At 61.1% G+C, this 19,956-nt stretch carries 15 protein-coding genes and 1 pseudogene; 11 read left to right on the forward strand and 5 right to left on the reverse strand.

Annotation, left to right across the window (positions count from 1 at the left end; translation table 11 throughout):
- Positions 1–111: 111 nt before the first annotated feature.
- Positions 112–339 (forward strand): homogentisate export protein, encoded by a 228-nt coding sequence (locus tag PY650_RS03675; protein WP_285877704.1) that lies wholly within the window; start codon positions 112–114, stop codon positions 337–339.
- 9 nt (positions 340–348) lie between these two features.
- Here PY650_RS03675 and PY650_RS03680 read toward each other — a convergent pair whose 3' ends face one another.
- Positions 349–2,184 carry a hypothetical protein gene (locus PY650_RS03680; RefSeq protein ID WP_285877705.1) on the reverse strand — a complete coding sequence of 612 codons (1,836 nt, stop codon included), beginning with the start codon at positions 2,182–2,184 and terminating at the stop codon, positions 349–351.
- Positions 2,185–2,400: 216 nt separating this feature from the next.
- On the opposite strand from PY650_RS03680, the gene PY650_RS03685 reads away from it, so the two are divergent.
- Both PY650_RS03685 and PY650_RS03690 read left to right on the forward strand, forming a co-directional pair.
- Positions 2,401–3,438: a glycosyltransferase gene (locus PY650_RS03685; RefSeq protein ID WP_285877706.1), complete on the forward strand. Its 1,038-nt coding sequence runs from the start codon at positions 2,401–2,403 to the stop codon at positions 3,436–3,438.
- Positions 3,435–3,821 (forward strand): GtrA family protein, encoded by a 387-nt coding sequence (locus PY650_RS03690; protein WP_285877707.1) that lies wholly within the window; start codon positions 3,435–3,437, stop codon positions 3,819–3,821. The genes PY650_RS03685 and PY650_RS03690 overlap by 4 nt, the downstream gene beginning before the upstream one ends.
- A gap of 9 nt (positions 3,822–3,830) precedes the next feature.
- On the opposite strand, the gene PY650_RS03695 is transcribed toward PY650_RS03690, so the two are convergent.
- A complete protein-coding gene (locus PY650_RS03695) occupies positions 3,831–4,817 on the reverse strand; it encodes a Gfo/Idh/MocA family protein (RefSeq protein WP_285877708.1) in 987 nt (328 codons plus the stop codon).
- 314 nt (positions 4,818–5,131) lie between these two features.
- Between PY650_RS03695 and PY650_RS03700 the strand changes: the two genes are divergently transcribed.
- From PY650_RS03700 to PY650_RS03715, 4 genes are all read left to right on the forward strand, one after another.
- Positions 5,132–5,692: an isochorismatase family protein gene (locus PY650_RS03700; RefSeq protein WP_285877709.1), complete on the forward strand. Its 561-nt coding sequence runs from the start codon at positions 5,132–5,134 to the stop codon at positions 5,690–5,692.
- Positions 5,689–6,681 (forward strand): GlxA family transcriptional regulator, encoded by a 993-nt coding sequence (locus tag PY650_RS03705; RefSeq protein WP_285877710.1) that lies wholly within the window; start codon positions 5,689–5,691, stop codon positions 6,679–6,681. Before PY650_RS03700 ends, PY650_RS03705 begins: the two co-directional genes overlap by 4 nt.
- A 113-nt stretch (positions 6,682–6,794) precedes the next feature.
- Positions 6,795–7,745, forward strand: coding sequence for an aldo/keto reductase (locus tag PY650_RS03710; RefSeq protein WP_285877711.1), 951 nt, complete (start codon positions 6,795–6,797; stop codon positions 7,743–7,745).
- Positions 7,746–7,764: 19 nt separating this feature from the next.
- Positions 7,765–8,208, forward strand: a complete 444-nt coding sequence (locus tag PY650_RS03715; protein ID WP_285877712.1) for a GNAT family N-acetyltransferase — start codon at positions 7,765–7,767, stop codon at positions 8,206–8,208.
- Positions 8,209–8,257: 49 nt separating this feature from the next.
- On the opposite strand, the pseudogene PY650_RS03720 reads toward PY650_RS03715, so the two are convergent.
- Positions 8,258–8,608 (reverse strand): annotated as a pseudogene (locus tag PY650_RS03720) (hypothetical protein); the annotation flags it as partial.
- Between the two features lie 44 nt (positions 8,609–8,652).
- On the reverse strand, positions 8,653–9,546 hold the full coding sequence (locus PY650_RS03725; protein WP_285877713.1) for a LysR family transcriptional regulator: 894 nt from the start codon (positions 9,544–9,546) through the stop codon (positions 8,653–8,655).
- Positions 9,547–9,683: 137 nt separating this feature from the next.
- Here PY650_RS03725 and PY650_RS03730 point away from each other — a divergent pair, with 137 nt between their 5' ends.
- Complete coding sequence (locus tag PY650_RS03730) at positions 9,684–10,679, forward strand: aldo/keto reductase (protein WP_285877714.1); 996 nt, start codon at positions 9,684–9,686, stop codon at positions 10,677–10,679.
- Positions 10,680–10,784: 105 nt separating this feature from the next.
- Here the strand turns inward: PY650_RS03730 and phnF are convergent, their stop codons facing one another.
- Positions 10,785–11,534: a phosphonate metabolism transcriptional regulator PhnF gene (gene phnF, locus PY650_RS03735; RefSeq protein ID WP_285877715.1), complete on the reverse strand. Its 750-nt coding sequence runs from the start codon at positions 11,532–11,534 to the stop codon at positions 10,785–10,787.
- Positions 11,535–11,876: 342 nt separating this feature from the next.
- Here phnF and PY650_RS03740 point away from each other — a divergent pair, with 342 nt between their 5' ends.
- From PY650_RS03740 to PY650_RS03750, 3 genes are all read left to right on the forward strand, one after another.
- Positions 11,877–17,378 (forward strand): alpha-2-macroglobulin family protein, encoded by a 5,502-nt coding sequence (locus PY650_RS03740; RefSeq protein WP_285877716.1) that lies wholly within the window; start codon positions 11,877–11,879, stop codon positions 17,376–17,378.
- Positions 17,379–17,387: 9 nt separating this feature from the next.
- A complete protein-coding gene (pbpC, locus tag PY650_RS03745) occupies positions 17,388–19,475 on the forward strand; it encodes a penicillin-binding protein 1C (RefSeq protein ID WP_285877717.1) in 2,088 nt (695 codons plus the stop codon).
- 90 nt (positions 19,476–19,565) lie between these two features.
- Entirely contained in the window at positions 19,566–19,925 is a 360-nt protein-coding gene (locus tag PY650_RS03750; protein WP_285877718.1) for a nuclear transport factor 2 family protein, read from the forward strand.
- Positions 19,926–19,956 lie beyond the last annotated feature (31 nt).

The following is a 19,956-nucleotide window of genomic DNA, read 5'->3' on the forward strand; positions in this document are numbered from 1 at the left end:
AAATGCGGAGCCTATTGCTTCATCAAGTGTTAACCCTATGCACAAAGTCTTTTTTAGCCATCCGCATGCAATTCTGTGCAAAGTTGTTTTTGGTAAAGAGGAGGTGGAGCGATGATATTCGTAACCGCCATAATCATCGGTATTACGGCCGGCCTACAGCGTTCGACCATCGGCTCGATCCTGGGTGCGGCCCTAGTCAGCATCACCTTCATGGCAGCCGTTGCCGCCTCCGCGGTTGTCCCGCCTTTGACGACATTGTTCATCGCGCTCGGTGGCTACAATCTCGGCTTCATCGGGTATCTCGTGACGCTCGACATGCTGGAGCAGCGCCAGGCTTGATCCGGCGCCTCAATCCAGCGGTTTGAACCGGAAGAACTGTACATCCGACTTCGCCGCCGGGATCGGCTCAAGATAGGCGGGCACATGAGCCCGGCCAAGTTGAGCATAGAGCCCCTCGGGCTTTAGCTTTGAAACTTCCTTCACCTGCGGATCGCCGGGGCAAAAGGCAAGCAGCGTCACATGAGCGCCGCGCAGGAAGGCTTCCGCCTCCTTTGGCGCAGCAAGGCCGATATGCAGTTCTGTCAGCATACCGCCCTGGTCACGATGATAGGGACCAGACAGCACTCGATGCGGCGTGAAGCGCAGGAGTGTCGAACCCATGTTGGAGGCCGCCGAAACGACGCCGGGATTGAGACTGGCGATCGGCGCCAGCGCTTCCTTCGAGGCGCAATTCCCCGTCGCATCCGCATCGGTGAGCGAGTTGGCAGAGAAGCTATTGTCGATCCCATTATAGGCAAGTGTGCCGCCGACGGCCCAAACGGCGGGTGCCGAGAGTAGTGTGGCGGCGACATAGAAGAAGGCTGCGCCCACGTCTTCCGTGTCGGCGGCCGAGATTCGGCGCAGTTCGGCAAGCAGCAGCGCCAGCGGCGGAATGGCGAGCAGATTGGAAAACTCGGCCCCGCGCACTTGTACCAGCGCAATAACCCAATTGATGGCCACCAAGGCTAGAAGAACGGCATGCAGCCGGGCACGCTTGCCTTGCAGCATGCGGAATATGCAGACGACGATCGCCAGGAAGCCGGTGGCATAAAAGGCGCCAAGCGCTTCCGGCTGATGGCGCGACAAAGTGAAGATCGACTGCGCCTCGGTGACGCTGTTCAGCCACAGTTTCACCAGCATCGGATCGAGATCGGCGAGCGGATCGCGCAGGCATTGCGGCGCGATCGCCAGCGTCGTTGCGAACACGGCAATGCCATTGGCGATCAGCACCACCAGACGCCACGGGCGCGATAGACGGCTGGCAAACAATGCGGACAGCAACAGGCCGGTGCCGCCAATGCTGGTCATACTGTAGAAGCCCAGCGAGAGATTGTCGCAAGTGACCGTGGAATAAAGATGCGGCGGTACGAGCGCAAAGAACGCGACGCTGACGCCGATCGTCAGCATCAAGGCGAAGGCGCGGGCGGCGGGCGCGAAAATCTCGCCGTCCCAAGCCCAGAGACCGGCGACCGCCATGCAGGCGACCGCGACGAACGGCGTCGTCTCCGCGCCGATGCCGAGGGCGATCGAAAGGGCGATAGCGGCGATGGCGAAATTGCGCGGCTTGTAGGTTTCATCGGCGAGCATCGCAACGGTAAGCGCAACAAGACAGAGCTGCACATTGTCATGGTCAATCGATCCGGGCGTGAAGCGGCGTGATGTCAGCACGAAGAGCGCCGTTAGGCCAAGCGAGAAATGCATGCCTTCGACGCCGGCGATCCGGTGACCGGCAAGCCCCATGAAGGCCATGAACGGCAACACGAGCATCAATGGCCAAACCGTAAGCGCCGCGGCTTCCGCATTTTCCGGCGCAAGAAACAGCCGCAAGAAGGCAATGAGGCTGGCGATCGGCAAGTCGATGAAGCGCGACCAATGCATCAACGTGCCGCCGTCAAGGCCGAGGCGGTATTGCATCATATCGTACCAGCCCTGCCCGCCGAGGAAATCACGCACCTCGACCAGACGCATGACGTCATCATTGTCGGGACCGACATAATCCATGGCATGGCGATTGAAGATCAACAGGGCGACGATGACAACGACGCTGTAAATCAGCGAGACGAGCCCCGGTCGCGACCAAGGCGAAGGGGCTCTTTCCGCCACTATCAAAGTCGATCCGCGCGACATTTCCACGGCCTGCGCCATCTCGATGAAACCCTGTGTTTGAAGGACATACGAGGCACCACGCTAACGGCTGCCGATCAAGAAAGAGTAAAGCGAAACTATGCCGCAGCCGATATCACGAGAATGTTCCCGCAGAGATCGCAACCGGCCATTTTTCGCCCGCAGCCATAGGGTCTTGTTAACGCGCAACAGGATAAGTTCTCCTTCGGATTGTCCGTTGGGGCCCAAGTGGAAGTCATGCGTAGGAATTGGTCAGAGACCTTGTGGAGTGAGAGCCTGAATATCGCCGTTCTCCTGCCCTGCTACGACGAGGCCGCGACGATCGGCGACGTCGTTTGCGGTTTTCGCAAGGCGTTGCCACGGGCGGATATCTACGTCTACGACAATAATTCCACCGACGGCACGGCGCTGCACGCGATGCTCGCAGGTGCGACCGTCATGCGCGAACGTCGGCAGGGCAAGGGGCATGTGGTGCGCCGCATGTTCGCCGATATCGACGCAGATATCTACGTCATGGCCGACGGTGACGGTACATACGCGCCCGAAGACGCAGAGGAACTGATCCGTACGCTTTTGACCGAAGGTTCCGACATGGTGGTGGGCACCCGCCGTGGCGTGCACGACGATGCCGGCCGGCAGGGTCACGCCTTCGGCAACCGAATCTTCAACTGGCTTTACCGAACGATTTTCGGCACGGACTTCACCGACATTTTCTCCGGTTATCGAGCCTTCTCCCGTCGCTTCGTCAAAAGCTTCCCGGCGGTCTCAGGCGGTTTCGAGATCGAGACGGAAATGTCGGTGCATGCGTCACGGTTGAAACTGCCCGTCAGCGAATTAGAACTCGGTTACGGCCGCCGGCCGGAGGGTTCGCATTCCAAACTGTCGACCTTTCGCGACGGTTGGAAGATCCTTTGGATGTTCGCGATGCTGATGAAGGAAACCCGACCCTTCGCCTTCTTTGGCATATTGGGCGCCATTTCCATGGAAGCGAGCATCGGTTTCATGATCCCCGTCTTTGTCGGATATTTCGAAACCGGCTTGGTCCTGCGCATGCCAACCTGGGTACTTTCCATGGCGCTGATGATGATTTCCTTCATGCTGTTCACGGCCGGCCTGATCCTTGATTCCGTCGCCCGAGCCCGTGCAGAACAGCTTCGCATTCACTATATGAGCTTGACAAAGCCGATATCCCGCCAAAAACGGGCCAACCAGACGGTATCTATGGAAAAGCTAGAAAACCCGACAGGCCGGAAGAAGAAAGCCAAATTGGCATGAAAAAACTCTTCCGTTTCCTGATTGCCGGCGGCATCGGCTTCGTCGTCGATGCAGGCGTGCTGCATTTGCTGCTCTGGTTGACGCCCTTCGGCCCCTTCGTCGGCCGTGCGATCTCGATACCGAGCGCGCTGCTCGCCACCTGGTTTCTCAACCGCACTTTCACCTTCGGCCGCTCCGACCGCTCGCTTGCGGCCGAAGGCTTCCGTTACGGTTCGGTCGGCCTGACCTCGGCATTGCTGAACTATGCCTTGTTCAGCTCGCTGCTGGTCTCCGAGCCGACTCTTAAGCCGATCATTGCGTTGACCCTCGCATCGGCGGCGGCGACTGCGTTCAGCTTCTTCGGCTATTCACGCTTCGTCTTCCGCCACCGGCAAAATACGTGAAATACGGGCTCAGACCGGCTCCCAGCCATCCTTTTCGCTGGCTCGATAGATGGCGTCGATGACCTTCTGATTGAGCTTCGAGCTTTCTAGCGTCACGACTTCCGCACCCCTGCCCAAAGCAGCCGAAGCAAAAGCCTCCACCTCGCGTTTGTACTGACGGCTGTCGGGGAAACGGAAGAGCTGCGATTCCGAATGATTGCGATTGGTTAGCTCGAGCTCTTCGGCGCCATAGCGGTCGGCATTGAAGGGAGACTTCACCTCGATGAAACCGTCCGTGCCGTGGAATACCATGACCTGACGGGCAGCCATCTGCGTCGAGATGTAGAAGCTCATTTCGAAATCGCCGAAATCGGCTTTGACGCTGGAATAGATGTCCGTGCCGAATTCCGGATCGCGCTCGGTAACAGCCTGAATGCGCAGGGGCTCGCGCCCGGTGACGAAGCGCGTGCTGATCGTCGGATAGACGCCGATGTCTGGCAGGCCGCCGCCGCCGAGTTCCGGGATATTGCGCATATTGCCGGCATCGCGGTTGAAATAGGTGAACGCGCCCTGGACATGGCGCAGACGGCCGATGGCACCGGCTGCCAGCAGCGACCGGACTTTCTGCCAGACTGGCGTATAGGTGACCATATAAGCTTCCGTCACCAGCACCTTGTTGCGGTCGCGGGCAGCGATCAGGCTATCGACCTCATCGGCCTTCAGCGCAATCGGCTTTTCGCAAAGCACATGCTTGCCCGCATCGGCCGCCTTGATCGTCCATTCGACATGCTGTGAGGTCGGCAGGGGAATATAGACGGCATCAATCGTGTCCGAAGCCAGCATTTCCTCGTAGGAGCCGAAGGCATGCGGCACCGAGAAGCGATCGGCCATGTCGCGAGCACGTGCCAGATCACGGCTGGCGACTGCCGTCACCACACAATTTTCCGCATCCTGAATGGCCGGCACGACCAGTTCGCGGCCGATCTTCGCCGTCGACAAAATTCCGAAACGCAACATGACTTTTCCTCCTGGAGCGGGATCCCGAAACAGACGACCGCAGGATGGCAAGCGCGAAGCGGTTTTCAGAGGGGATCTTTGTAAAATGATAGGCAGAGCAAAACGATAGGTCATCTCGCCCGCGATGAAAGTGAAGCAACTTTATTCGGGCCTTACCCAAGGCGCAATGGCATGGAGTGGCGCCAGGCCAGAAACCCGGCGGGCCTCAGCAGTTACGATGGCCGGATTTGTCCTTATTTTGTCCAGCACATGACTTTTGTGGCTATTCATATGGAGCTAGCTTTGATTATCCTTCAAACATAGGAGATACGAAAATGTCCCATGCCGACACCGCTTTGCTGGTCATCGATGTCCAGGAGTCCTTTCGTCAACGCCCTTACTGGCAAAAGGACGACCTGCCTCATTTCGTCGACCGGCTGCAGGCGCTGATTGACGGCGCCAAGGCTCGTGACATTCCGGTGGTCCAGATTTTCCATGTCGATGGCGACGAAGATTTCAGCCTTGCGAGCGGATATGTCCGTAAGCTCGAGGAGATTGGGCTGGAGGCTGATGCCGTGTTCCACAAGTCGCGCCATTCCGCCCTCGTGGGTACCGGCCTCGATGTCTGGCTGGTGGAAAACGGCATCCGCAAGCTGATCGTTTCCGGCATCCGCACCGAGCAATGCTGCGAGACGACGACGCGCCACGCCTCTGACCTCGGCTACGATGTCGACTACGTCACCGAAGCGACGCTGACTTTCCCGATGACGCATGCGTCCGGCACAGTGTTCAGCGCCGATGATATAAAGAAGCGTACCGAGCTGGTGCTATCAGGCCGCTTCGCCCGCATCGCCACCGTGGAAGATGCGCTTGCGGCTGCAAGGAGTGCCGCATGAGCCAAACCGGCAGACACCTTCGGGTCCTTCCCGTGTATGTCCTACTGCCGCCCTATACGCTGCTGATGGACGTTGCCGGGCCGATGGAGGTTCTGCGTCGCGCCAACATCGAACAGGACGATATCCTGTTCGACTACCGTTTCGTCGCCGCCCGGCCGAAGCAGACGACCTCGATCGGCCTGACACTTGCCGATCTCCTACCATTGCCCGATCATGTTCCCGACGACGCCTATGTCGTCGTCTCCGGTAGTGTCACGCCGCCGCCCGATGCGGGCAACATCGACGAAGAGAACGGGCTCATCGCCACCTGGCTGAAGACAGCGATTCGTCCGGGCGTCACGCTCGTCACCATCTGCTCGGGAGCCGTGCTTGCCGCCCGCGCTGGCCTGCTTGAAGGTTATTCCTGCACGACGCACGCGGCCTGCATCAAGGAGGTCCAACACCATGCCCCAACCGCGCGGGTGCTGGACAACCGGCTCTATGTCGAGGACCGCGGCCGCTACTCCAGCGCCGGTATCTCGACCGGCACGGATCTGATGCTGCACATCGTCTCCAAGCTCACCTCGCCGATGACGGCGCTGACAATCGCCCGCCACATGGTCATCTATATGCGCCGCACTGGTGCCGATCCGCAGCATTCCCCGTGGCTCAGCGGCCGCAACCACGTGCATCCCGCCATCCATCGCGTTCAAGATGCAATCATGGCCGATCCTGCGCATGGCTGGTCGCTCCCGGAGCTGGCAGGAATCGGCGCGATGAGTGCGCGGCATATTTCCCGGCTGTTTCAGGAGCATGCCGGCCTTTCAGTAACCGCCTATGTCAATCTGATGCGCGTTACGCTCGCTCGCGATGTGCTCACCAATTCGCGGCTGGACATGGAGCGCGTGGCTGAAAAATCCGGTTTCGCCTCGCCGCGGCATATGCGGCGTGTCTGGTCGAAATACAATGAGCTGCCGCCCAGTCACTACCGGCGATCGGCGGTCGAATAAAATAAAAGTTAGTGGCATTTCCTGTGACGGGCCGATAATTTTCACCGACGTCCCCTCCTCCTTCCGGCCCTTTCCGGCGCCGATCTTTTGCTCAAGTGATTTGGAGAGTCATTATGGAAATGCGTAAGCTTGGACGAACTGACCTTTTCACCGCGCCGATCGTCTTCGGCGGCAATGTTTTTGGCTGGACCGCCGATGAGAAAACCTCCTACGCTCTGCTCGATGCATTCTTCGATGCCGGCTTCAACACGATCGACACCGCCGATGTCTATTCCCGCTGGGTTCCAGGCAACAAGGGCGGAGATTCCGAGGAGGTCATCGGCAAATGGCTGAAGCAGGGACACGTTGCCCGCGATAGGGCCATCATCATCACCAAGGTCGGCTCGGAAATGGGTCCGGGCAAGAAGGGGTTGAAGGCGGACTACATCCTGCAGGCGGTCGAGGATTCTCTGAGGCGGCTGCAAACCGACTATATCGACCTCTATCTCTCGCACTGGCCAGACCCGGAAACGGCGCATGGGGAAACGCTCAGCGCCTTTGCCAAGCTGAAGGAACAGGGCAAGATCCGCCATGCCGGCTGCTCCAACCTCAACGCTGAGCAGCTGCAGGCCTCCTTCGATGCCGCCAGCAAGGCCGGCCTGCCGCGTTACGACGTGCTGCAGCCCGAATATAACCTCTATGCCCGCGACAGCTTCGAAGGCCCGCTCGCGGACCTCTGCGTCAAGGAAGAAATCGGCGTCGTCACCTATTTCAGCCTCGCAGCCGGCTTCCTCACCGGCAAATACCGGAGCAAGGCTGATACTGAGGGCCGCGCGCGCGAAAACCGCGTCACGGCTTACCTCAATGAAAAGGGTTTTCGCATTCTCGCTGCGCTCGATACCGTCGCCGCGGAAACCAAGTCGACGCCGGCCGATGTCGCGCTCGCCTGGTTGCTGCGCAAAAGGGGCGTCACCGCGCCGATCGCCAGCGCCACCAGCCTCAGCCAGCTCGATGCGCTGATCAATTCGACGAAGCTTTCGCTTTCCGACGAAGCCATGAGCCTGCTCGACAGAGCGGGCGAATAAAGTAAGCAGGAACCAACCTATGACCATGGTGATCCGCGATGCCAGACCTGAAGACGAAGCCCGCTGGCGCGAGCTCTGGGCTGACTATCTCGTTTTCTACGGCGTCGGAGTCGCACCCGATATCACCGACAAAACATGGCGCCGGGTCTTCGATCCGGCGTCCGCCATCTTCATGCGCGTCGCCGAAGTCGACGGGGAGGTCAAGGGTTTCACGCTCTGCCTGACGCATGAGGGCACTTGGGTCCGCGAGCCGGATTGTTATCTGGAAGACCTTTTCGTTGCCGAGAGCGCACGTGGCCATGGTGTGGGCCGGGCGCTGCTGGACGATCTCGTCGCCCTATGCAAGAAGAACGGCTGGGCGCGGCTTTATTGGCATACGGAAGAGAGCAACACCACGGCCCGCATGCTCTACGACAGCTATGTCGAGAGCGATGGCCACATCCGTTATCGCATCAATTTTTAAGGCATGATCCCAAAAAGTACGATCAGGTTTTTGGACAAGATCATGCCCATCAAGTGACCGATTTCGGAAACCCTTCGTAGAGAGCGGAATGATCGCCCTGCCAATTTGCCATGCCGCGCTTGGTAAGCGTGCCGCGAGGCTGGGCAAAGCTCTGGATCATCCGTTGCGGCCGCTCGTGCCATTGTATGTTGAAGGCCCATAATTTCGGGATGAAGCAGAGCGGTGCGTAGGGCAGATGATCATGGATCCACCATGCAAGCTTCCGCCAATCGCCCTCTTGGCGGCAATTGTCGATCAGCCATGGCACGACGATGCAGACTGCCGCACCCATGCAGCTATTAAGATCGCGCATATCCCAGATGTGGTGGGCGGCAGCGTGGGCGTTGGTCGAGCAATTCAGGCAGCAGCAGAATAACAGCAGCGTGGCTGTTCTCCGCTACTCTCCTAATGCCCGGTATATTTGAAGAAATCGATGAAGGCCCTGAGTGCTGGGCGTATCTGGCGACGACTGGAATAATAGATGCAGAAGCCGGGATAGGGTGCGCACCAGTCCTCCAGCACGCGGATGAGTTTGCCCTCGGCCAGTTCCTGCTGCACGCGTATATCGAACAGATAGGCAAGCCCGGCGCCGTTTGCCGCCGCCAAAACAGCGAGCCGGTCCTCGATTACGATCAACGGCCCGTCGACCGCCACGATCAACTCACGGCCGTCCTTCTCGAACTCCCAGCGATAGAGGGAGCCGTCCGTAAATCGCCGCTTGATGCAGCGGTGATGGACGAGGTCGCGCGGATGCAAAGGCTTCTGATTCTTCTCGAAATAGGCCGGGGAACCGGCGATGACGGTGCGAATATCCGGCGAGACCTTCACCGCGATCATATCCCCTTCGATGCTCTCCTCCAGCCGAATGCCGGCGTCGAAGCCTTCCTTGACGATATCGCTGAAACCATCCTCGTTGGCGATCTCCAGCGTAATGTCGGGATAAGTATTCAGGAAATCGCCGAGCCTCGGGGCAAGCAGCAGGTCGGTCGCAAAGCGGGGTGCGGTGATGCGAAGGCTGCCGGCCGGGCGCCCGCGGGCGGCGAGCGTATCCTCCAAGGCAATATCGATCTCCTCCAGTGCCGGCGCCAAGCGTTCCAGCAGTAGCTTGCCCTCCTCCGTCGGCGCCACGCTTCGGGTGGTCCGGGCAAGCAGCCGCACCCCGAGGCTTTCCTCCAGGCTGGAGACGGCATGGCTAACGGCGGAGGGCGCGACCGACAATTCCTTGCCGGCCGCACGGAAGCTTCGATGGGCGGCAACCGCAGCGAAGACCGCCAATTGGGAGAGCTGAGTTCTGTTCATTGATCTAAATAATAGAACAGCCCATTTGGATTTGCATGCATTTTCATTCGTTATCGGCAGGCATAGTTTCTTGCCTGTCGCGCAGCTAGCAATAATGGCCGCCGCAGACCGGAATTAAGCTCAAAAGGAGCAGGACTATGAAAACCCGCAAACTCGGCAAGGAACTCACCGTATCCGCCGTCGGCATCGGCTGCATGGGCATGAGCTTCGCCTATGGCAGGACGGATGACGATGAGTCGGTCAATACGCTACATCGCGCCGTGGACCTCGGCGTCACCTTTTTCGATACGGCCGAAACCTACGGCCCCTTCACCAATGAGGTGCTGGTCGGCCGGGCGTTGAAGCCCGTCCGGGATCGCGTCGTCATTGCGACCAAGTTCGGCTTCAAGCTCGATCTGGAAAAGTCCGGCCCGGCCGCAATAGTCGGCGTCGACAGCGGACCAGAGCATGTGAAGGAGGTCGCCGAAGCCTCGCTGAAGCGCCTCGGCACCGATGTCATCGACCTCTTCTACCAGCACCGTGTCGATCCGAATGTCCCGATCGAGGATACCGTCGGCGCCATGGCGGAGCTGGTGAAGGAAGGCAAGGTGCGTGCGCTCGGGCTTTCCGAAGCCAGTGCTGCCACCATCCGCCGCGCCCATGCGGTGCATCCGATAGCCGCCGTGCAAAGCGAATATTCGCTGTGGAGCCGCGATCCGGAAGAAGAGGTGCTCGCGACCTGCAGTCAACTCGGCATCGGCTTCGTGCCCTACAGCCCGCTCGGCCGCGGCTTCCTGACCGGCGCGATCCGCAATGCTAACGAACTGGCAGCCGACGACTTCCGCCGCAACCTGCCACGCTTCCAGGGCGGGAACTTCGACGCCAACGCTGCACTCGTCGCCAAGCTCGAAGCTTTCGCCAAGGACAAAGGCGTCACGGCGGCGCAGCTCGCGCTCGCCTGGGTGCTGCACCAGGGCGACGACATCGTACCGATCCCCGGTGCCCGCAAGCTGCATCATCTGGAGCAGAATGCCGCCGCCGCTGACATCACTCTATTGGCTGATGAAGTTCAGGAACTGAGCGATATCATTCCGCTCGAACAGGTGGCCGGCAAGCGCTACTCCGACGCGTCTCTGGCGATGACCAACCGATAAGTCGGTTTTCTGTTTTCTCCTACGCGACATCGGCATCGGCCTCATCGCCGGTGCCGAACTTTCTGGCCCTCAATTGCTTGGATCGAGAGGCAAAGCGGGAAGCGCTTATTCGATGACGAGCTGGACACGGTCGCCGGAGAAACAGGAAATGCCGAAAGAGATCGGACGTCCCTCGGTATCGACGTCGACCTTGTGTATCTCGATCACCGGCCGCGTCTTCGGCAATTTCAAGGTCAGGGCCTCGCGCGCGCTAGGCAGGCGGGCAATGATGCGGGTGCTCTTGCGCTTGTAGTCGTTGATCCCGAAGGAGCGGTAGGCGACGGTGCGCGACGGATTCTGCCGCAGCAATTCGTCAATGCCACGGAAGCGTTCGACGGGAAAATAGCTGCGTGCCATACTGAGCGGCCGTCCGCTGACTTCACCCATGGAGTCGATCACCACCACTTCAGCGCCGCGCGGCAATTCGAGATTGCGCAATGTAGCGACATCGGCTTCCTCGATCGAGCTTGCCAGGATACGGCGCTGGCTTTCGAGGCTGGCGCGGCTCATATTTTCGGTCCAGCGTGTGCGCTCACCGAGCGCGTAGGCAATCGCGTCTTCGGCGACGAAGAGACCGCGGCCATGTTCGATGCGGATCAGGCCCTCTTTTTCCAGTTCGGCCAGCGCCCGGCGAACCGTGAAGCGGCTGACATCGAAGTGCCTTGCCATGTCGAGTTCGGTCATCAACTGCATGCCGGCAACCAATTTGCCGCCGCGGATATCCTCGCGCAGCGCCGACGCGACACTACGCCACAGCCGGCCGCGCTCCTGGCCCTCGCCACTATGGATGTCACCGGTTTCTCTCGTTGAAGCCATGTTTCCGATCCTTTGCGCATGCCCTTCGGGCCAGGTTTATCGGGGGACTTCGCCTCACCGAAATCATTTCCGCAATCGTCATAAGGGCGAAACAGACGACCTGTAAAGGTCCGTACTGCGAAATTAAGGTACGAACCTTTGTTGTATTTGGGTTGCGATTTTCCCGTGTTTTTCCGCCGCCGAAGATATTGCGACGGACGCAGGGCGAGTTCTGGTTCAGGGTGTTGCGCCAACGGAACGGAATGGTCGTAAACCGCGCCGTCATCTCTCGACGTTCGGTTGACAAATTAGCCCGAAGTTTGAAGAGTGCGGCCATCGAAACGGGCAGCGTCGGGGGGACTTATGTCTAAGCGGGCGTTCATCGGATTTTCAGCTTTTTTTCTTGCCACTTTCGCCGCCTTGACGCCAGCCAGCACCGCCGATGCCAAGCGGCAGGTGGTCACCACACAGGATGGCGATTACTTCGGCTTCGATCTGCGCACCGAGCAGAACGTCACGCTGGATCAATGCTCAACATCCTGCATAGGCGATAAATCCTGCAAGGCCTTCACCTATAATCCCAAGGTGAGATGGTGCTTCCTGAAATCCGATTTCAACCAGCTCAACAGCTTCCCCGGCGCCGTTGCCGGGAAGATCGTCGAAACCGTCGCAGCCAGCGAGCCAGATATCGGCGCCGCCCCTGCTCTCCCCTTCCTTTCCGACAATTTCGTACAGAGCGCGCGTGATGCGAAAAGCAGGCTCACGCTCGCCAATGAGCTAAAGGGACAGGGCGTCGAAAGCCTGACGGCGCTCGGCCGCATCGAGCTGACCTCGGGCAATGTCAACAAGGCCTTGAACGCCTTCCAAGGGGCGCTGTCGCTTGCGCCCGACAACGGTGATCTCTGGATCGAGATGGCGCGGGCCGCCAACACGATAACGAATGATACGACCGTTGCCACCCAGGCGGCCTACGCTGCCCTCAATGGCTATCAGCTTTCCCGCACAGCGCGCACCCGCGCCGACGCACTTGCCGTGCTCGCCACTTCGCTGCAGAACGCGCAGAACTATCGCCAGGCGCTAAGCGCGTATAAGGCGAGCCTCGCTCTGGTCGGCTCCCCGGCCATCCAGGCCGCCTACGACGACCTGAGAGCCCGCCAGGGCTTCCGCGTCACCGGTAACACGCTGGACAATGACAACGCCTCGCCCCGCGCCTGCCTGCAATTCTCCGAAAAACTGGTGAAGAGCGGCGTCGACTACACGCCCTTCGTGACTGTCAATGGCGCCGCTCCGAAGGGCGTTGATGCCAAGGACAACCAGATTTGCGTCGAGGGCCTCGACTTCGGCCAGCACTACAAGATTTCGCTGCGCCCGGGCCTGCCCTCCTCCGTCGATGAGGACCTTGCCGCCCAGGTGGACATCGAGGTCTACGTAAAAGACCGCACCGCTTCGATCCGCTTCACCGGCGACAATTTCGTGCTGCCGTCGACGGCGCGGCGCGGCATCCCCTTGGTTTCGGTGAACACCACAACGGCCAACTTGAAACTCTACCGCATCGGCGACCGCAACATCGCCCAGCTGCTCAGCAATTCGCAGTTCCTGGCCCAGATGGACAGCTATAGCGCCGAGACGATACAGAATAGCAGCGGCGAACTAGTCTGGCAGGGTTCGATCGATATCCAGCAGGACTTGAATAAGGACGTCGTCACCAGCTTCCCGGTCGATGAGGCGCTGCCGAAGCGCAAGCCCGGCGTCTACGTCCTAACCGCGGTCGCACCGAACGGCGGCCAGGAATGGGATCCGCAGGCAACGCAATGGTTCGTCGTCTCCGATATAGGCGTCACCACCTATGCCGGCACGGACGGGCTGAACGTCTTCACCCGCTCGCTCGGCAGCGCCAAGCCGATCGCGGGCGTCGAACTGCAACTGCTCGCCAAGAACAACGAAATCCTCGGCACTGCCAAGACCGATGCGAATGGCCGCGCCACCTTCAGCGCCGGCCTGATGCGCGGCACGGCAGGCATGACCCCGGCCGTCATCACGGCGCAGAACGGCGATCAGGACTACGTCTTCCTCGACATGACCCGTGCCGGCTTCGATCTCTCAGACCGCGGCGTCGCCGGGCGCACGGCGCCGGGCGCGATCGATCTGCTGACCTGGACCGAACGCGGCATTTACCGCGCCGGCGAGACGGTGCACGCCTGCGCTCTTGCCCGCGACGTCAGCTCCGTGGCGGTCGAGAACCTACCGCTCACTTTCGTCTTCCTGCGCCCCGACGGTGTCGAGGACCGCCGCATCGTTACCGACGGCGGCAAGCTCGGCGGCTACAATGTCGATCTGCCGCTGCAGCAGACCGCAATGCGCGGCACCTGGACGATGAATATCTATACCGACCCGAAGGGCGCCTCCATCGGCTCGCAGACCTTCCTCGTCGACGATTTCGTGCCGGATCGCATCGAATTCGACATGAAGAGCGACGCCAAGGCAATCGAAGTCGGCCAACCCACACCGGTCAATATCGAAGGGAGCTATCTCTATGGCGCGCCGGCCGCCGGCCTAAACCTCGAAGGCGAAGTGACGCTGAAGCCGACGCGCGAGAGTGCCGACTATAAGGGCTATGAATTCGGCCTCGCCGACGAGGGCGCAGGGCAGGACAACAGCGATAGCGACAGCAGCAGCGACAACAAGGCCGAGAGCTCGCAAGTGCCGCTCGAGGACCTACAGCCGCTGGACGAAGACGGAAAGACGACCTTCGACGTTACCATCAACGACACGCCTTCGACCACACAGCTCCTCAACGCCAACATCACCGTCCGTATGCAGGAAGCCGGCGGCCGCGCCGTCGAGCGCTCCCTGACGCTGCCAGTCAAGTCGGATGGACCGCGAATCGGCATCAAGCCAGAATTCGACGGCGATCTCGGCGAAAATTCGATCGGCAATTTCCACGTCATCGCCGTCGACCAGAACGGCCAGAAGCAGGCCCTGCAGGGCCTGACCTGGAAGCTGCTTAGTGTCGAGCGTGACTACCAATGGTATCGCGACGGCAGTAGCTGGAAATACGAGCCCGTCATGTCGACCAAGCAGGTCGCCACCGGTACCGCCAACGCCACCCTGGACGGCGCAGAAATTTCGGTGCCGGTCACCTGGGGCCGCTACCGGCTGGAGGTGGAGACGGCCGACACGAACGGGCCGCAATCCAGCGTCGAATTCGACGCCGGCTGGTATGTCGCCTCGACCTCGACGCAGACTCCCGACGCATTGGAAATCGCGCTCGACAAGGCGAGCTACCATGTCGGCGATACGGCCAAGCTGAAGGTGACCTCGCATTATGCCGGACAATTGATGGTGACGGCCGGATCCGAAACGCTGATCTCGGTGACCAATGCCGACATCGGTGCCACCGGCGGTGAAGTCGACATTCCCGTCACCGCCGATTGGGGCGCCGGCACCTATGTGACCGCCACCCTCTTCCGCCCCGGCGATGCACAGGAAAGCCGCATGCCGATGCGCGCGATCGGCATTAAGTGGGCGACAGTCGATCCCGGCGAACGCAAGCTGCAGGTCAATTTCGATGCGCCGCAAAAGACCCTGCCGCGCCAGCCGCTGAATATCGGCGTGCAGGTCACGGGCGCAGGCGCTAACGAGGACGCCTATGTCACAATCGCTGCCGTCGATGTCGGTATTCTGAACCTGACGCGCTACCAGCCGCCGGCACCCGACAACTGGTATTATGGTCAGCGCCAGCTCGGCCTCGAAATCCGCGACCTCTACGGCCGCCTGATCGACGGCTCGCTCGGCGCCGCCGGGCGACTGCGTACCGGCGGCGATGGCGGACAGGTGGCCTTGCAGGCGAGCCCGCCGACGGAGAAGCTAATCGCCTTCTTCTCCGGCCCGATCAAGCTCGATGTCAACGGCAAGGCTAATGTCAGCTTCGACATTCCGCAATTCAACGGTACGGCGCGCCTGATGGCAGTCGCCTGGTCGAAGCTCGGGATCGGTCATGCCACGCAGGATGTGATCATCCGCGACCCGGTCGTCGTTACCGCCAGCCTGCCGAAATTCCTCGCTCCGGGGGATAAGACCAATCTCCGGCTCGATATCGCCAATACCGACGCGCCTGCCGGCGACTTCAAGCTGGCAGTCACGGGCAATTCGGCCGTCACCGTCGATGCCAGCGCCGCGCAGCAGACGATCAAACTGCAGCAGGGCGGCAAATACGATATCACCCTGCCTCTGACCGGCCGACAGCCGGGCGCGGGTACGGTCGCGATCAAGCTTTCGGATGCTTCGGGACTATCGCTCGATCAAGCGGTCGACATCCCGGTTCGGCCGGCACAATTGCCGGTGACCGAACGACGGCTGATCACGCTCGCACCCGGCAAGAGCCTGACGGTCAACGCCGACCTGCTGGCTGACAGCGTGCTGCCGGGCGCTTCGGTCAGTGTCAACGTCAGCCGCTCCAGCGCCTTCGACGTGCCGGCTCTTCTGATGAGCCTCAGCCGCTACCCCTATGGTTGCGCCGAGCAAACGGCCAGCAGCGCCATGCCGCTGCTCTATTTCAGCGACATGGCGATCAAGAACGGGTTGGCAGACGACACGGAAATCCATCAGCGCGTTCAGGACGCGATCTATCGCGAAATGTCCTATCAGTCGTCGACGGGCAGCTTCGGCCTCTGGGGTCCAGGCTCCGGCGATCTCTGGCTCGATGCGTATGTCACGGACTTCCTGACCCGCGCCCGCGAACAGAAATACATCGTGCCGGACCGGGCCATGGTGCAAGCGCTGGAAAACCTTCAGAACTCCTTGAGCATCAACACCAACGTCAAGGACCAAGGCAACGAGATCGCCTATGCGCTCTATGTGCTCGCCCGCAACAAGAAAGCTTCGATCAGCGATCTGCGCTACTACGCCGACACGATGCTGAACGACTTCCCGACGCCGCTCTCCAAGGCGCATCTGGCGGCGGCTCTGGCGCTCTATGGCGATGCGCAGCGCTCGCGCAACATCTTCGTCGATGCGCTGCAGATGTCACAGCAGGCGGCGGTGACCAAGGTCAGCTTCGTCCGTTCCGACTACGGTTCGTCGCTGCGTGACGGCGCAGCGGTGCTCGCGCTTGCCGCCGAAAGCCGCCCCGTGCCACCGATCATTCCGGACCTGGCGCCGGTTGTTGCGAAGGAATGGCAGACCAGGACCTATACCAGCACTCAGGAACAGACCTGGATGCTGCTCGCCGCCCGCGCCCTGCAGAACGGCGATGACGGCCTGACGCTCGATATCAACGGCGCAGCCCATAGCGGCGCTTACATGGCCCAAATGAGCGGCGACGCCCTGATGGGTCATCCGCTGACTATCATAAACACCACCCGGCAGCCGCTATCGACCGCGGTAACCACGGTCGCAGCACTGACCACTCCGCTGCCGGCCGGCGGCAACGGCTTCACCATCGAGCGCAAATACTACACGCTTGATGGCGAGGAGGCGAACGTCACCCAGGCGCAGCAAAACGAACGCTATGTCGTCGTGCTGCACATCACGGAAACCAACGACTGGCCGTCGCGCGTTCTCGTCGCCGACCTCTTGCCTGCCGGCTTTGAGATCGACAATCCGAGCATCGTCAACAGCGCCCAGCTTTCGAACTTCGACTGGCTGAGCGATGTGCAGCCAGCCCATGTCGAGTTCCGCAGCGACCGCTTCGTCGCCGCCTTCGACCAATCGTCCGACCGCGATCTCAGTTTCGCCTACGTCGTACGCGCCGTTACCCCCGGCACTTACGATCATCCGGCCGCGAGCGTCGAAGACATGTACCGTCCGCAATTCTCGGCCCGCACGGCGATGGGCCGCATGGAGGTGCTGGCAGCACAGCAGTAAGAGCAGGTGATGAGGACTCGATGGAAAATTGCGATCGGTGTCGGGGTGAGCGCCCTGTCGGTGGCGGCGCTCGTCTTTGGTCTCGAGGCCGCCGATCGTGCCTTTCCGCCGCCGCTCGAAAGGGCCGGCATCGTCTCGGCTGAAGTGCTCGACGCCAATGGCGAACTGCTCCGCGCCTTCGCCACGCCGGAAGGGCGCTGGCGGCTGAAGACCGATGTCGCCGATGTAGATCCGCAATTCCTGCGCATGCTGGTCGCCTATGAGGACCAGCGCTTCTACCGCCATCACGGCGTCGACGCGGTGGCGCTCGGCCGCGCCTTCCTCCAGCTTGTCAGCCATGGCCGCATCGTCTCGGGCGGCTCGACGCTGTCGATGCAGGTGGCGCGGCTGATCGAGCCACGCAGCGAACGATCGGTGCCGGCAAAGCTGCTGCAGATCGCCCGCGCCATGCAGATCGAGCGACGGCTCAGCAAGGAACAAATCCTCAACCTCTACCTGACGCATGCGCCCTATGGCGGCAATCTGGAGGGGGTGCGCGCGGCAAGCCTTGCCTATTTCGGCAAGGAGCCGCGGCATTTGACGGTCGCGCAGGCGGCCCTGCTGGTCGCCCTGCCGCAATTGCCGGAAAAGCGCCGGCCTGACCGGAACCTCGCAAGCGCCGAGGCCGCTCGACGTCGCGTGCTCGACCGCGCCGCCGTTGCGGCTGCCGTCGGCGAGGGCGAGGCGGAGCGAGCAGCACTCGTCCCCGTCCCGGCCGAGCGGCGGCAATTGCCGGCCTATGCCGCGCATCTCGCGGAAGCCGCGCTGCGCAAGCAACCCAGCGTCATCCAGCACCGCACGACGCTGCGCCGAGACGTCCAGCACGGCCTGGAGATCGTCGCTGATGAGGCGTCGAAGCGGCTGGGGCCGAAGGTTTCGGTCGCGATGGTGATGGCGGATGCGCATACCGGGGAGATCGTCGGCGAGGTCGGCTCGGCCAATTATTTCGATTCCAGCCGCTCCGGCTGGATCGACATGACCCGAGTGCTGCGCTCGCCCGGTTCGACACTGAAACCCTTTATCTACGGCCTTGCCTTCGAAGAGGGATATGTCGCTCAGGAAACCATCATCGAGGACCGTCCCGCTGATTTTTACGGCTATCGCCCCCGGAATTTCGATATGACCTACCAGGGCGATGTCAGCGTGCGCGAGGCGTTGCAGCTGTCGCTCAACGTGCCGGCCGTGCGCTTGCTCGACGCCGTCGGGCCGACGCGGCTGCTCGTGCGTTTCCGCCGCGCCGAGGTGAAACCGGTCTTGCCGCCCAACGAAGCGCCGGGCCTTGCCATCGGCCTCGGCGGCGTCGGCATTACGCTCAAGGACCTGGTGCAGCTCTATGCCGGGCTTGCCAATCGCGGCAAACCAATGCGGATCGGCGACGGCATTCAGGATCAGCCCGGGCCGATCGAAAGCGAGCCGCTGATGGAGCCAGTGGCAGCCTGGAACATCACCGACATACTCTCTGACATCATTGCTCCGGCCGGCAGCAAGCAGCTCGGCATCGCCTACAAGACCGGTACCAGCTACGGCAACCGCGACGCGTGGTCCGTCGGTTATGACGGCGCACATGTGCTCGGTGTCTGGGTCGGCCGGTCGGACAATGGCGCGGTACCGGGACTGGCTGGCTATGTCTCAGCCGCCCCGATCCTGTTCGAAGGTTTCGCCAAGTCCGGCGTCGCCATCGCACCATTTCCACCAGCGCCCATGGGCGCGGCGCGCATTTCGGCCACCGAACTGCCGATCAGCCAGCGGCGTTTTTCGGTCACGGCAGCCGGTCTGCTGTCAGCCTCGACCCGCGAGCCGGCGCCGCAGATCGTCTATCCGCCGGAGGGCGCGCGCGTCGACCTTGGCGCCAGCGGCGGCGCCAACCCGAAAATGCCGCTGGCGTTGAAGCTGCAGGGTGGCCGCGCGCCGTTCCGCTGGCTCGCCAATGGCAAGCCCCTGCCCGATCTCTCTCGCCGCCGGACCAACCAATGGATTCCAGATGGAGCCGGGTATTCGACGCTGACAGTCATCGACGCCGCCGGTCGCGCCGCCAGTGTCCGGATTTTTGTGGAATAAGACCTATCAAATCCTTGCGATCACACCACTGTTTTTGCCGGTTGGAGTGTTTATACTATATTAACAAGCACTCACATGAGGAATGGCGAGATGTCAGAAGAGCAAGCAATCCGCGCGGTTGTTCACCTCTATGTCGATGGCATGGCATTCGCGAATGAGCCGGCGCTGCGCAAGGCGCTGCATCCAAAGGTAGCAGTCATAGGCAATTATCAGGGCGCAGTGGAATGGATGACACGCGACGAATTCATCGCCGCTATCGTCGAGGAAGGCAGTGCGCCGCCGGACACAGTGCCGCTGATGGAAATCGAACTGATCGACATCGAGGGCGATGCCGCGAGCGTCAAAGTCGTCGACGAATTCGCCGGCATGCGCTTTTCCGACTATCTATCATTGCTGAAGATCGACGGTCGGTGGAGCATCGTCAACAAGGTCTATCATCTGCATCGGTAGGCCTTTCTCCTTCTCCCCGGGGGGAGAAGGA

Origin of the sequence: Martinezella calliandrae, from assembly GCF_030272695.1 — a bacterium.
GTDB classification, from domain to species: domain Bacteria; phylum Pseudomonadota; class Alphaproteobacteria; order Rhizobiales; family Rhizobiaceae; genus Rhizobium; species Rhizobium calliandrae.

Coding starts and splice junctions, on each gene's coding strand:
- PY650_RS03695 (WP_285877708.1), bottom strand. CDS start 4,817: ATGTTGCGTTTCGGAATTTTGTCGACGGCGAAGATCGGCCGCGAACTG.
- PY650_RS03715 (WP_285877712.1), top strand. CDS start 7,765: ATGACCATGGTGATCCGCGATGCCAGACCTGAAGACGAAGCCCGCTGG.
- PY650_RS03690 (WP_285877707.1), top strand. CDS start 3,435: ATGAAAAAACTCTTCCGTTTCCTGATTGCCGGCGGCATCGGCTTCGTC.
- PY650_RS03710 (WP_285877711.1), top strand. CDS start 6,795: ATGGAAATGCGTAAGCTTGGACGAACTGACCTTTTCACCGCGCCGATC.
- PY650_RS03750 (WP_285877718.1), top strand. CDS start 19,566: ATGTCAGAAGAGCAAGCAATCCGCGCGGTTGTTCACCTCTATGTCGAT.
- phnF (WP_285877715.1), bottom strand. CDS start 11,534: ATGGCTTCAACGAGAGAAACCGGTGACATCCATAGTGGCGAGGGCCAG.
- pbpC (WP_285877717.1), top strand. CDS start 17,388: ATGAGGACTCGATGGAAAATTGCGATCGGTGTCGGGGTGAGCGCCCTG.
- PY650_RS03675 (WP_285877704.1), top strand. CDS start 112: ATGATATTCGTAACCGCCATAATCATCGGTATTACGGCCGGCCTACAG.
- PY650_RS03685 (WP_285877706.1), top strand. CDS start 2,401: ATGCGTAGGAATTGGTCAGAGACCTTGTGGAGTGAGAGCCTGAATATC.
- PY650_RS03725 (WP_285877713.1), bottom strand. CDS start 9,546: ATGAACAGAACTCAGCTCTCCCAATTGGCGGTCTTCGCTGCGGTTGCC.
- PY650_RS03700 (WP_285877709.1), top strand. CDS start 5,132: ATGTCCCATGCCGACACCGCTTTGCTGGTCATCGATGTCCAGGAGTCC.
- PY650_RS03705 (WP_285877710.1), top strand. CDS start 5,689: ATGAGCCAAACCGGCAGACACCTTCGGGTCCTTCCCGTGTATGTCCTA.
- PY650_RS03740 (WP_285877716.1), top strand. CDS start 11,877: ATGTCTAAGCGGGCGTTCATCGGATTTTCAGCTTTTTTTCTTGCCACT.
- PY650_RS03680 (WP_285877705.1), bottom strand. CDS start 2,184: ATGGCGCAGGCCGTGGAAATGTCGCGCGGATCGACTTTGATAGTGGCG.
- PY650_RS03730 (WP_285877714.1), top strand. CDS start 9,684: ATGAAAACCCGCAAACTCGGCAAGGAACTCACCGTATCCGCCGTCGGC.